The sequence below is a fragment of the Acidimangrovimonas sediminis genome (genome assembly GCF_002871005.1).
Classification (GTDB): Bacteria; Pseudomonadota; Alphaproteobacteria; order Rhodobacterales; family Rhodobacteraceae; genus Acidimangrovimonas; species Acidimangrovimonas sediminis.
Genome location: NZ_PHSN01000008.1, coordinates 41,467 through 54,461 on the forward strand (window position 1 = coordinate 41,467; position 12,995 = coordinate 54,461).

Below are 12,995 nucleotides of genomic sequence, written 5' to 3' on the forward strand. Positions count from 1 at the left end.
AAGATCCGTCATCCGCCTCGCGCGCCCGGCTCCCCTTCTTCTGAGTGGAAATATCCCGGGGGGTCCAAGGGGGGGCGCGCCCCCCCTTGCCTTGCCTCCGGCAGCCGGATCTTCCGGCATTCAGGCGTCGATCAGCTTCGCCACCGCGCGCAGCTCGAATTTCTGGATCTTCCCGGTCGAGGTCTTGGGCAGGTCGGCAAAGACGATGTGCTTGGGCGTCTTGAACCCCGCGAGCCGCTCGCGGCAGAAGGCGATCAGCTCCTTCTCCGTGACCTCTGCGCCGTCCTTCAGCTCGACGAAGGCGCAGGGCACCTCGCCCCATTTCTCATCGGGCTTGGCGACCACGGCGCAGAGGCTGACCGCCGGGTGGCGCGCCAGCGCGTCCTCGACCTCGACGGAGCTGACGTTCTCTCCGCCCGAGATGATGATGTCCTTCGCCCGGTCGGTGATCTTGATGTAGCCGTCCGGATGCTGAAACGCGATGTCGCCCGAGCGGAAATAGCCGCCCTTGAAGGCCTCCTCGGTGGCCTGCGGGTTCTTGTAATAGCCCTTCATCACGCCGTTGCCGCGCATCGCGATCTCGCCCAGGTGGGCGGCATCGCGGGCCACGGGCGTGCCGTTGTCGTGCACCACGACCTCTTCCATCATCGGCATGGCGACGCCGGTCCGGGCCTTCAGCGCCGCGCGCTCGTCGCCCTCGATGGCGTCCCATTCGGGTTTCCAGGTGCAATCGGTGGTGGGGCCGTAGGTCTCGGTCAGGCCGTAGACCTGGGTCACGTTGAAGCCTAGCGGTTCGAACGCGGCGAGGGTCGCGGCGGGGGGCGGGGCGCCCGCTGTGAAGACCTCGACGATGTGGTCGAAGCTGCGCCGGTCCTCCGGTTTCGCGTTGACCATGGTGTTGAGAACGATCGGCGCCCCGCCGAAATGGGTGACGCCCTCGTCGGCGATCGCGTCGTAGATCGCCTTCGCGGTGATGTCGCGGCAGCACACCAGCGTGCCCCCCAGAAGCGGCATCATCCAGGTGTGCGTCCAGCCATTGCAGTGAAACAGCGGCACGATCGTCAGGTACACCGGATAAAGCACCATTCGCCACGAGATCGCGTTGCCCATGGTGCAGAGGTAGGCGCCGCGGTGATGGCAGACCACGCCCTTGGGCTTGCCCGTCGTGCCCGAGGTGTAGTTGAGCGAGATGCTCTCCCATTCGTCGTCGGGCATGATCCAGTCGGCGCCGGAATCGCCCTCGGCCAGCAGCTCCTCGTAGGTCAGGTAATGGCCCGATTGGGTCTGCCCGGCCTCGGTGTCGACGCATTCGACGATCTGCGGCGCCGGGCCTTCCATCGCCTTGATCGCGGCCTCGGCAAGCGGCAGCAGGGCGCTGTCGACCAGCGCGATCTTGCCGCCGGCATGGCCGAAGATATAGGCCACCGTATCGACGTCGAGCCGGGTGTTGATGGTATTCAGGATCGCGCCCGCGGCGGGCACGCCGAAATGCGCCTCCGCCTGTGGCGGGATATTGGGCAGGAGGGTCGCCACCACGTCGCCGGGCCGAACGCCGCGATGCGCGAGGGCCGAAGCGAGGCGGCTGACGCGGGCGGCATATTCGGCATAGCTCCGCCGGGTGCTGCCATAGACGAGGGCGGTGCGCTCGGCGAAGAGGTCAGCGGCGCGCTGCAGGTGCGACAGCGGTGTCAGCGGCACGAAATTCGCGGGCCTGCGCTCCAATCCGGTCTCGTCCGGCAACCACCCCATTCTGCGCCCTCCCGCTGAAAGAATCTTGCGTGGAGATTGGGGGATGACGATCGGAAAGGAAAGCCCCTCGCGGGGGCGGATTGGCGCGGCGCGGGGAGTGCCTTGCATGTGGCGCCCCGCGACGCCCGCCCTTGACTGTGGCATGCAAGGCTGCCTAGCGTGAGCCTGACCATCCGGTCAGAAACCGATACCCGTGCGCCGCCTCTCGCGGCGCGCCTTGTGATGGAGAGGCCCATGGCCCTGGACCGCAAACCCGCCCCGAACGATCTTGATGCCTTCTGGATGCCTTTCACCGCGAACCGCCAGTTCAAGAAGGCGCCGCGGATGTTCGTGGCCGCGAAGGACATGCATTACACCACCGCCGACGGGCGCGAGGTGCTGGATGGCACTGCGGGTCTGTGGTGCTGCAACGCGGGCCATTGCCGGCCGAAGATCACCGAGGCGATCCGGAAACAGGCGGGAGAGCTTGACTATGCGCCGGCGTTCCAGATGGGCCACCCCATTGCCTTCGAGCTGGCCAACCGCCTGATCGACATCGCGCCGGAGGGGATGGAACACGTCTTCTACACCAACTCGGGCTCCGAGTCGGTCGAAACCGCGCTGAAGATCGCGATCGCCTATCACCGTGCCCGCGGCGAGGGGCAGCGCACCCGCCTGATCGGGCGCGAGCGCGGCTATCACGGGGTCAACTTCGGCGGCATCTCCGTCGGCGGGATCGTGTCGAACCGCAAGCATTTCGGCACTTTGCTGGCCGGTGTGGACCACCTGCCGCACACCCACCTGCCGGACCAGAACGCCTACACCAGGGGGCAGCCGGAACACGGCGCGAACCTTGCCGATGAGCTGGAGCGTATCGTCGCGCTGCACGGGGCCGAGACCATCGCCGCGGTGATCGTCGAACCCATGGCGGGCTCCACCGGCGTGCTGCTGCCGCCCAAGGGGTATCTGGAGAAGCTACGCGCGATCACGAAGAAGCGTGGCATCCTCTTGATCTTCGACGAGGTGATCACCGGCTTCGGGCGGCTTGGGTCGGCCTTCGCTGGCCAGCACTTCGGTGTGGTGCCGGACATGATGACCACGGCCAAGGGCCTGACCAACGGCGTGATCCCGATGGGCGCGGTGATGTGCTCGGCCGAGGTGCACGACGCCTTCATGCAGGGCCCCGAGCACATGATCGAGCTGTTCCACGGCTACACCTATTCCGGCAACCCGATCGCCTCGGCCGCCGGGATCGCCACGCTGGACACCTACAAGGAGGAAGGCCTTTTCGAACGTGCCGCTGAACTCGCCCCCTATTGGGAGGAGGCGCTGCATTCGCTGAAGGGCACGCGCCACGTGATCGACATCCGGAACATGGGCCTGATCGGCGCGGTGGAGCTGGCGCCGATCGCGGGGGAACCCACGAAGCGGGCGTTCAACGCCTTCCTCAAGGCCTATGAGAAGGGCATCCTGATCCGCACCACCGGCGACATCATCGCCATGTCGCCGCCCCTGATCATCGAGAAGCCGCAGATCGACCAGCTGATCGGCACGCTGAAAGAGGTGCTGGAGACGCTGGAATGACGCGCGCCGGGGCGGCGGCCACGGTCCTTCTCGATGACGAGAAGGTACGGGTCACCCGCTACGATTTCGCGCCGGGGGCCGAGACGGGATGGCATACCCACGGTATGGAGTACGTCATCACCACGGTGACGGACTGTACGCTGAAACTGGAACTGCCAGGGGGCGAGGTCACGCAAAGCGTTGTGCCCGCCGGCAGCGCCTATCGCCGGCCCGTGGGCACCGAGCATAACGTCATCAACGGCGGCGATGCGCCGATGACCTTTGTCGAGGTCGAGCTGAAGGGGTGAGCCTTCGGTGAGGGCCAGTCGGCGGGGCCAGTCGGCGGGGCCAGTCGGTGGGGGACAGGATGAGTGACGCGGTGACCGCCCCCCTGACCATGGCCGAGGCCGAGAGGCTGGCCGCCGAGGTGTCGGCGGCGGGCGGGCGTCTCGCGCTGGTCTATTCGCAGGACAAGCTGCTGGAGGCGGCCTGCGCCGGGCGCCTCGATTTCCTCAGCACGCTCTCGGGCCTGCTGGAGCGCAACGGCTACCGGCTGGCACCGGTCGACGGGCTGACGGCGGTTGCGCCGGTTGCGCCGCGGCCGGGCCTCCTAAACATCTGGATGATCGAGCGGCCGCCGGTGCCCGCCACCCGGCCCGACCTCGTGCATTGCTTTCCGGGCTATCTGAACGGGTTCTGGTTCTTCGATCCCCTGGGGGTGCGCAACAATTCCTCAGTCCGGCTGCGCGACTTCCGCCCGCACAAGATGGCCGAGGAGTTCTCGGCCAAGTTCATGGCCCGCCTGCGCCAGCGCTTCGTCGCGACCGGGCGGACGAAGTTCGCGCAGGCGCCCGCGGGCGAGGTGGAGATCCCCGACGGCTGCATCACCATCGCCGCGCAGACCTTTGCCGCGCCGGAGCATTACCCGAGCTACGCGGCCTATCCCGATCTGATCGCCGAGACCCTGCGCCAGCGGGGCGACCGTCCGGTGGTGATCAAGCCACACCCATGGTCGGGCCTGCGCGAGACCGAGGTGATGGCGCGCTATCATGACCCGCGGAACGGGGTCATCGTGGCCACGCCCAACCTGCACGAGGTGCTGGCGAAATCGGCGGTGGTGGTGACCCGCTGCTCGGCCGTGGCGATCGAGGCGATGCTGCACCGGGTGCCCGCCGTGGTGTCGGCGCAGGTGGATTTCCATCACGCGGTGACCACGCTCTACCGTGCCGATGCGATCGGCGCGGCGATGCAGGCGGCCGAGGCGGCCCGGACGCCCTTCGCCAAGTACCTTACGTGGTATTTCGGCCAGAACCTGCTGCCTGCCGCCCAGCCCGCGGAATGCGAGGCGCGGATCGCCGAGGTGCTGGCGCTGATGGGGCTACCGGTGGACGCGGCGGCAGAGGCAGGGTTCCGGCTGGGCGGCGGTCAGTAGGGGTTCTTCGCGCCGCGGTCCCCGCTCAGCGATCCCTGCGATCCGGCGATCAGCTCCTCGATCGCGTCGGCAAGGTGGACCTCGGCGATGTGATCGTCGCCGCGCGCGACCCGAAGACGATGCGCCGCGATCATCACGTCGGCATGGGCAAAGCCGCGCGGCGGGTCGAACTTGTAGCAGGCAAGCTCGATCAGCAGGCCCAGCGGGTCGGTGAAGTAGATCGAGTCCATGAAGCCCCGGTCCTTCACCCCCGAATGGCGAATGCCGCGTTCGTCCAGCCGTTCGACTGCCTGCCGGTGGGTCGCCATGCTGACGGCGAAGGCGAGGTGGTGGACGCAGCCCGGATCGGTGGGCGTTCGGTCGTGGACGGGCGCGCGGGCCTCGTTGGTGAAGACGGTGATGAGCCGCCCGTCGCCCGGATCGAAATAGAGGTGTCCCTCATCCGGGTTGTCGAGGTTGGGCTGGTCGAAGACGAAGGGCATCCCCAGCACGCCCTCCCAGAAGTCGATCGTCGACTGCCGGTCGGCCCCAGTCAGCGTGATGTGGTGCACCCCCTGGGTCTGAAGCTTGCGCATGGCTTTCCTCCGATCGTTCGGGGGAAAGGGTAGGGCACCGGGCCGGGAAAGCGAGCCCTCCCGAGGCGGGGCGCAGCCCCGGTCCTGGCTCCGGTCCTGACCCCATTGCTGACCCTGGCCCGGCGGGGCAGGATCAGTCCAGCGCGCCGATCCCGCGCAGGATCACTTCCTTGACGTTGGTCTTCGCCGCCTCCCAGTCCGCGGCCGACAGCGGGCGGCCGCCGTTCAGCGTTTCGATCTGGTGGTTGAAGTCGGCGTAATGCTGGGTCGTGGCCCACAGCATGTAGAGAAGGTGGCGCGGGTCAACCGGGGCCATCCGGCCCTCGGCGATCCAGCGCTCGATCACCGCGCAGCGCCCCGCAGTCCAGTCGCGCAGCGTGGTCTCAAGGTAATCCTGGATCACCGGGGCGCCGTGCATCACCTCCGACGCCCAGACTTTCGACCCGTTCGGGTGACGGCGCGAGATCTCCATCTTGGCGTCAATGTAGGCGCCGATCCCCTCGGCCGGGCCCGCGGCCTCGTCCATCTGGTCTGCGGCGTGCAGCCAGATCCGGAAGATCCGCTCCACCACCGCGCGGTAGAGCGATTCCTTGGTGGCGAAGTAATAGTGCAGATTGGCCTTGGGCAGCCCTGCCAGATCGGCGATCAGCTGCATCGTCGCCCCGCCGAAGCCGGCCTCGGCAAAGACCTTCTCGGCGGCCTCGAGGATCGCCTGCTCGGTCGCTTCCCGCGCCGCCTCGCGCCGCCCTTTTTTTGGGCGTCCGACCGGCGATTCCTCGTTCATCCTGCGCTTTCTCCCGAGATAAACCTTGACCGGATGGTCAGAGCCGTCCCAGTCTCAAGCCTGACCATATGGTCAGAATTGGATTCGTCGCAAGAGGGTTGCAAACCCCGCCGACAGGGAGAACGACATGGCTGCACCCGGAGAGAACCTCCGCATCAACCCCGCGCGCCTGTGGGACTCGCTCATGGAAATGGCGAAGGTGGGCCCGGGCGTGGCGGGCGGCAACAATCGCCAGACCCTGACCGATGCCGATGCCGAGGGCCGCGCGCTGTTCAAGGGGTGGTGCGAAGCCGCGGGCATGACCATGGGCGTGGACACCATGGGCAACATGTTCGCGACCCGGGCGGGCACCGACCCCGACGCGCTTCCGGTCTACATGGGCAGCCACCTGGACACGCAGCCCACGGGCGGCAAGTACGACGGCGTGCTGGGGGTTCTGGGCGCGCTGGAAGTCATCCGGACGATGAACGACCTCGACGTGAAGACGAAGCATCCGATCGTCGTCACCAACTGGACCGACGAGGAGGGCACGCGCTTTGCCCCCGCGATGCTGGCCTCGGGCGTCTTCGCGGGGATCCACACGCAGGACTGGGCCTATGCGCGCACGGATGCGGAGGGCAACACCTTCGGTGATGAGCTCAGTCGGATCGGCTGGGTCGGCGACGAGGTGGTCGGCGCGCGCAAGATGCACGCGATGTTCGAGCTGCACATCGAGCAAGGCCCGATTCTCGAGGCCGAGGGCAAGGATATCGGCGTGGTGACCCATGGCCAGGGACTGAGCTGGACGCAGGTCACGATCACCGGGAAGGATGCGCATACCGGTTCCACCCCCATGCCGATGCGCAGGAATGCGGGCCTCGGCATGGCGCGGGTGCTGCAGCTGGTGGACGAGATCGCCTGGTCCCACGCGCCGCATGCGGTGGGGGCGGCGGGGCATATCGACGTCTATCCCAACTCGCGCAACGTGATCCCCGGCAAGGCGGTGTTCACGGTCGACTTCCGCTCGCCCGACCTTGCGGTGATCGAGGACATGGAGACCCGGCTGAAGGAGGGCGCGCAGGCGATCTGCGACGAGATGGGCCTTGGCGTGGAGTTCGAGAAGGTCGGCGGCTTCGATCCGGTCACCTTCGACGCGGGTTGCGTGGGCGCCGTCAGGAAGGCGGCCGAGAGCCTTGGCTATTCGCACCGCGACATCATCTCGGGCGCGGGGCACGATGCCTGCTGGATCGCGCAGGTGGCGCCGACGGCGATGATCATGTGCCCCTGCGTCGACGGCCTGTCGCACAACGAGGCCGAGGAGATCAGCCAGGAGTGGGCCGGGGCCGGGGCGGACGTGCTTCTGCATGCGGTGCTGGAGACGGCAGTCGTCGTGGAATGAGGCCGGGGGGCCAGCCCCCCGGACCCCCCGGCGTATTTGTGGAACAATGAAAGGGTGTGCGGCGCCCTTCGATGGAAAAGGGAGGCAGGGATGAGTACTGTCATCAAGAACGGAACGATCGTGACGGCGGACCTGACCTATGCGGCCGACGTCAAGGTCGAGGGCGGCAGGATCGTCGAGATCGGCCCCGATCTGAACGGCGACGAGGTGCTGGACGCGACCGGCTGCTACGTCATGCCGGGCGGGATCGATCCGCATACGCATCTGGAGATGCCCTTCATGGGCACCTATTCCTCGGATGATTTCGAAAGCGGCACGCGCGCGGCGCTGGCGGGCGGGACCACGATGGTGGTGGATTTCGCGCTGCCCAGCCCGGGGGAGAGCCTGCTCGACGCGCTGAAGAAGTGGGACAACAAGTCGACCCGGGCACATTGCGACTACAGCTTTCACATGGCGATCACCTGGTGGTCGAAGCAGGTGTTCGACGAGATGCAGACCGTCGTGCAGGAGCGCGGCATCAACACCTTCAAGCATTTCATGGCCTACAAGGGCAGTCTGATGGTGAACGACGACGAGATGTATTCCTCGTTCCGCCGCTGTGCCGAGCTGGGGGCGATTCCGCTGGTGCATGCCGAGAACGGCGACGTGGTGGCCGAGCTGTCGGCGAAGCTTCTGGCCGAGGGCAACAACGGGCCGGAGGGGCACGCCTATTCGCGCCCGCCGCAGGTGGAGGGCGAGGCGACCAACCGCGCCATCATGATCGCCGACATGGCGGGGGTTCCGCTCTACGTGGTGCACACGAGTTGCGAGGAGAGCCACGAGGCGATCCGCCGCGCGCGACAGGCGGGCAAGCGGGTCTGGGGCGAGCCGCTGATCCAGCACCTGACGCTGGATGAGAGCGAGTATTTCGACAAGGACTGGGACCATGCCGCGCGCCGCGTGATGAGCCCGCCCTTCCGCAACAAGCAGCATCAGGACAGCCTGTGGAACGGCCTCGCCTCTGGGTCGCTTTCCTGCGTGGCGACCGACCATTGCGCCTTCACCACGGACCAGAAGCGCTACGGCGTCGGCGATTTCACCAAGATCCCGAACGGGACCGGCGGGCTGGAGGACCGTCTGCCGATGCTCTGGACCTACGGGGTGGGGACGGGGCGCCTGACGCCGCAGGAATTCGTGGCCGTCACCTCGACCAATATCGCCAAGATCCTGAACATCTACCCCAGGAAGGGCGCCGTGCTGGTGGGCGCCGATGCCGACCTGATCGTGTGGGATCCGGAGAAGGAGAAGACGATCTCCGCCTCGGCCCAGCAATCGGCGATCGATTACAACGTCTTCGAGGGCAAGACGGTGAAGGGCCTGCCGCGCTACACCCTGTCGCGCGGCCGTGTCGCGGTGGTGGATGGCGATCTGAACCCGAAGGAGGGGCACGGCGAATTCGTCAGCCGTCCGCCGAACGGCGCGGTGTCGAAGGCGCTGTCGAGCTGGAAGGACCTGACCGCCCCGCGGCCGGTCCAGCGGTCGGGCATTCCGCCGAGCGGGGTGTGATGAAGGATACGGCTTCCCCCGCGCAAACGGTGATCGAGGCAAGGAACCTCGGGCTGACGTTCTCCACGAACGACGGCCCGGTTCATGCGCTCAAGGATGTGAACCTGACGATCGAGAAGGGCGATTTCGTCTCGTTCATCGGGCCGTCGGGCTGCGGCAAGACGACGTTCCTGCGTGCCATCGCAGCGCTGGAGCATCCGACCGAGGGCACGCTTTCCGTCAACGGCATGACCCCGGACGAAGCGCGCAAGAGCCGGGCCTACGGCTATGTCTTCCAGGCCGCGGGGCTGTATCCCTGGCGCACCATCGCCGGCAACATCAGGCTGCCGCTGGAGATCATGGGGTTCGACCGGGCCGAGCAGGTACGGCGCGTCGAGGAGGTGCTGGATCTGGTCGACCTCGGCGGCTTCGGCAAGAAGTTCCCCTGGCAGCTGTCGGGCGGAATGCAGCAGCGCGCCTCGATCGCCCGGGCGCTGGCCTTCGACGCCGAGATCCTCCTGATGGACGAACCCTTCGGCGCGCTGGACGAGATCGTCCGCGACCGGCTGAACGAGGAACTCCTGAAGCTCTGGGCGCGGACCGGAAAGACCATCGGCTTCGTCACCCACTCGATCCCCGAGGCGGTCTACCTGTCCACCAGGATCGTGGTCATGTCGCCCCGGCCCGGCCGGATCACCGACGTGATCGAAAGCCCCTTGCCGAAGGACCGCCCCCTCGACATCCGCGACAGTAGCGCGTTCATCGAGGTCGCCCACCGGGTCCGCGACGGGCTGCGCGCGGGGCATTCCTATGACTGAGTCGCGGGTCACGGCCCGGGGGGCTTCGGTCGCCCTGCGCCCCCCTGTGCCGTCCCGCGCTTGGGGTAGGGACGCGGGCCCCCCTTTCATCGTTCACGGTCATCGGCTCGCCAGCCTGTACCGTGCGCCAAGCTCACACCCAAATCCTTTCATTGTTCTTAAAATACGCACGGCGGCCCGCCGGCCACGGGCGCTGCTTGCGTATTTGGAGAACAATGAAAGCAAGGGGAGGCATGCATGAGATCCGTGATCCCGATCCTCACCGTCGTGGCCGCGATCCTCGTGGTCTGGTACGGCGCCTCGGTCTGGATGAATTCCCAGTGGACCCTCGACCAGGCGGCGCGCAACAACCAGACCGTCACCTTCTCGCAGATCCTGACCGACACGATGGCGCAGAAACGCCCGAAGTTGCCTGCGCCGCACCAGGTGGCCGAGGGGCTTTGGCAGGGTGTGTTCGGTCAGGCCATCACCTCGAAGCGCAGCCTTGTCTACCATGCCTGGGTGACGCTCTCGGCGACGCTGCTGGGGTTCGCGATCGGCACCGGGCTGGGGGTGCTGCTGGCGGTGGGGATCGTGCACAACCGCGCGATGGACATGTCGGTGATGCCCTGGGCGATCGCCAGCCAGACGATCCCGATCCTCGCCATCGCGCCGATGGTGATCGTGGTGATGGCCTCGGTCGGCATCACCGGGCTGTTGCCGAAGTCGATCATCTCGGCCTATCTCAGCTTCTTCCCGGTCGTGGTCGGCATGGTGAAGGGCTTCCGCAGCCCCGATGGCATGCAGCTCGACCTTCTGAAGACCTATTCGGCCAGCCGGTCCCAGACCTTCTGGAAGCTGCGCTTTCCCGCCTCGATGCCCTATTTCTTCACCTCGCTGAAGATTGCGGCCGCCGCCGCCCTCGTCGGTGCCATCGTGGGCGAGATGCCCACGGGCGCGGTCGCGGGCCTTGGCGCGCGGCTGCTGTCGGGCAGCTATTACGGCCAGACGGTGATGATCTGGGCCGCGCTGTTCATGGCGGCGATCGTGGCGGCGGTTCTTGTCGGCGCGATCGGCGCGCTGCAGGCGGTGACGCTGCGGCGGATGGGGATGCGGCAATGATCTGGATCGTCTCGGTACTGGTCTTCTGGGCCGCAGCCTGGGCCGTGAACATCCGGCTCTCGAACGGTCGCTGGGCGAAGAGCCGGGCGGTCGGCCTGATCGTGCCGGCGCTGTTCGGCCTGACCCTGCTGGTGGTGTGGGAGGGGCTGGTGCGCGGGCTGAACGTGCCGCTGGTGATCCTGCCGCCGCCGACCGAGATCGCGGTGAAGATCGCGGGCAGCCTGCCGATCCTCTGGGTCGATTTCGTGCAGACCTTCATCAAGGGCGCGCTGTCGGGCTATGTGATCGGTTGCGCGGCGGCGGTGATCGTCGCGATCCTCGTCGACCGCTCGCCCTTCCTGCAAAGGGGGCTCCTGCCGGTGGGGAACTTCGTCGCCGCCCTGCCGATCGTGGGCACGGCCCCGATCCTCGTGATGTGGTTCGGGTTCGACTGGCAGTCGAAGGCGGCGGTCGTCGTGGTGATGGTGTTCTTCCCGGTGCTGGTGAACACGGTCGAGGGGCTGGCGGCGTCCGAGAAGATGCAGCGCGACCTGATGGCCACCTATTCGGCGAGCTACTGGCAGAGCCTGTGGAAACTGCGGCTGCCGGCGGCCATGCCCTTTGTCTTCAACGGGCTGAAGATCGCGACGACCCTGGCGCTGATCGGCGCGATCGTGGCGGAGTTCTTCGGCTCGCCGGTGAAGGGGATGGGCTTTCGCATCTCGACCGAGGTCGGGCGGATGGGCCTCGACATGGTCTGGGCCGAGATCACGGTCGCGGCGCTGGCCGGAAGCGCGTTTTATGGCATTGTGGCGATGATCGAGAGGGCCGTGACCTTCTGGCATCCGTCACAGCGGGCGCGGGGGTGACCCCTCCGCGACAGGACGAGTGAAAGAGAACCCGGGACCGGGACAACCCGGCCCGCCAACACGGAGGTTGAAGGAATGAGGAAACTGGTAGCCGGGGCGATTGCCGGCGCGATGGTGGCGGGGGCGGCGGTTTCGGCCAGTGCCGCCGACAAGGTGACGCTGCAGCTCAAGTGGGTCACGCAGGCGCAGTTCGCGGGGTATTACGTCGCCAAGGACAAGGGCTTCTACACCGACGAGGGGCTGGACGTCACGATCAAGCCGGGCGGCCCGGACATTGCGCCCGAGCAGGTGATCGCGGGTGGTGGCGCCGACGTGATCGTCGACTGGATGGCCGCCGCTCTGGCCGCGCGCGAGAAGGGCCTGCCGCTGGTCAACATCGCCCAGCCGTTCAAGCACGGCGGGCTGGAGCTGACGTGCCTGAAATCCTCGGGCATCTCGTCGCCCAAGGATTTCCCGGGCCACACGCTGGGGGTCTGGTTCTACGGCAACGAATACCCGTTCTACGCCTGGATGGCGAAGCTGAAGATCCCGACCGAGGGCGGCAAGGACGGGGTGACCGTTCTCAAGCAGGGCTTCAACGTCGATCCGCTGTTGCAGCACCAGGCCGATTGCATCTCGGTCATGACCTACAACGAATACGGCCAGGTTCTGGACGCGGGGATCAAGCCCGACCAGCTGGTGACCTTCAACTACCTCAAGGAAGGGGTGGGGATGCTGGAGGACGGGCTCTATGTCCTCGGGCCGAAGCTCAAGGACGAGAAGTTCAAGGGCGACATGGTGAAGTTCGTGCGGGCCTCGATGAAGGGCTGGAAATGGGCCGAACAGCACCCCGACGAGGCCGCCAAGATCGTCATCGACAACGATGCCTCGGGCGCCCAGACGCTGGAGCACCAGGAATACATGATGAAGGAGGTGGCGAAGCTTACCGAGGGTTCGGACGGCGCGCTGGATCCGAAGGATTACGACGAGACGGTGAACACGCTGCTGTCGGCGATCTCGCCCGAGAACCCGGCGATCACCAAGAAGCCCGAGGGGGCCTGGACGCATGAGGTCACGGATCTTGCGCTGAAGAAGTGACGGACGCGCGTAACGCGGCGATGGGCCCCGGGGAAACCTCGGGGCCCTTTGCGTTGGGGGAGGATGGGCGTGCGGGGGTGAGGCCGGGGGCGGGGGTGAGGCCGGGGGCCAGCCTCCGAACCCCCGGAGTATCTTCGCCAAGATGAAAGGGGGCCGCGCGGGGAAAG

The 12,995-nt window shown here is 66.9% G+C and carries 12 protein-coding genes; 9 read left to right on the forward strand and 3 right to left on the reverse strand.

Annotation, left to right across the window (positions count from 1 at the left end; translation table 11 throughout):
* Window positions 1-120 precede the first annotated feature (120 nt).
* Window positions 121-1,749 (reverse strand): AMP-binding protein, encoded by a 1,629-nt coding sequence (locus tag CVV76_RS09270; RefSeq protein WP_102224364.1) that lies wholly within the window; start codon window positions 1,747-1,749, stop codon window positions 121-123.
* A 234-nt stretch (window positions 1,750-1,983) separates the two neighbouring features.
* Between CVV76_RS09270 and CVV76_RS09275 the strand changes: the two genes are divergently transcribed.
* Genes CVV76_RS09275 through CVV76_RS09285 form a run of 3 tightly spaced genes read left to right on the forward strand, consistent with a single transcriptional unit; the run spans window position 1,984 to window position 4,723 of the window.
* Window positions 1,984-3,312, forward strand: a complete 1,329-nt coding sequence (locus CVV76_RS09275) for an aspartate aminotransferase family protein (protein ID WP_102224365.1) — start codon at window positions 1,984-1,986, stop codon at window positions 3,310-3,312.
* The gene (locus CVV76_RS09280) at window positions 3,309-3,599 is read left to right on the forward strand and encodes a cupin domain-containing protein (protein ID WP_102224366.1); all 291 of its coding nucleotides are present in this window, start codon (window positions 3,309-3,311) and stop codon (window positions 3,597-3,599) included. Before CVV76_RS09275 ends, CVV76_RS09280 begins: the two co-directional genes overlap by 4 nt.
* A gap of 59 nt (window positions 3,600-3,658) precedes the next feature.
* Window positions 3,659-4,723, forward strand: coding sequence for a hypothetical protein (locus CVV76_RS09285; protein WP_146010281.1), 1,065 nt, complete (start codon window positions 3,659-3,661; stop codon window positions 4,721-4,723).
* Here CVV76_RS09285 and CVV76_RS09290 read toward each other — a convergent pair.
* Together CVV76_RS09290 and CVV76_RS09295 are read right to left on the reverse strand one after the other, a co-directional pair.
* A complete protein-coding gene (locus CVV76_RS09290) occupies window positions 4,717-5,298 on the reverse strand; it encodes a VOC family protein (protein WP_102224368.1) in 582 nt (193 codons plus the stop codon). The two genes, CVV76_RS09285 and CVV76_RS09290, sit on opposite strands and share 7 nt — an antisense overlap.
* 133 nt (window positions 5,299-5,431) lie before the next feature.
* A complete protein-coding gene (locus CVV76_RS09295) occupies window positions 5,432-6,082 on the reverse strand; it encodes a TetR/AcrR family transcriptional regulator (protein ID WP_102224369.1) in 651 nt (216 codons plus the stop codon).
* 127 nt (window positions 6,083-6,209) lie between these two features.
* On the opposite strand from CVV76_RS09295, the gene CVV76_RS09300 reads away from it, so the two are divergent.
* From CVV76_RS09300 to CVV76_RS09325, 6 genes are all read left to right on the forward strand, one after another.
* Window positions 6,210-7,460, forward strand: a complete 1,251-nt coding sequence (locus tag CVV76_RS09300) for a Zn-dependent hydrolase (protein ID WP_102224370.1) — start codon at window positions 6,210-6,212, stop codon at window positions 7,458-7,460.
* 90 nt (window positions 7,461-7,550) lie between these two features.
* Window positions 7,551-9,005, forward strand: coding sequence for a dihydropyrimidinase (gene hydA, locus CVV76_RS09305; RefSeq protein ID WP_102224371.1), 1,455 nt, complete (start codon window positions 7,551-7,553; stop codon window positions 9,003-9,005).
* Entirely contained in the window at window positions 9,005-9,802 is a 798-nt protein-coding gene (locus CVV76_RS09310; RefSeq protein WP_102224372.1) for an ABC transporter ATP-binding protein, read from the forward strand. The genes hydA and CVV76_RS09310 overlap by 1 nt, the downstream gene beginning before the upstream one ends.
* Before the next feature lie 237 nt (window positions 9,803-10,039).
* Complete coding sequence (locus CVV76_RS09315) at window positions 10,040-10,903, forward strand: ABC transporter permease (protein ID WP_102224373.1); 864 nt, start codon at window positions 10,040-10,042, stop codon at window positions 10,901-10,903.
* Window positions 10,900-11,751 carry an ABC transporter permease gene (locus CVV76_RS09320; RefSeq protein WP_102224374.1) on the forward strand — a complete coding sequence of 284 codons (852 nt, stop codon included), beginning with the start codon at window positions 10,900-10,902 and terminating at the stop codon, window positions 11,749-11,751. The genes CVV76_RS09315 and CVV76_RS09320 overlap by 4 nt, the downstream gene beginning before the upstream one ends.
* 75 nt (window positions 11,752-11,826) lie before the next feature.
* Window positions 11,827-12,828, forward strand: a complete 1,002-nt coding sequence (locus tag CVV76_RS09325; RefSeq protein ID WP_102224375.1) for an ABC transporter substrate-binding protein — start codon at window positions 11,827-11,829, stop codon at window positions 12,826-12,828.
* Window positions 12,829-12,995: the final 167 nt, after the last annotated feature.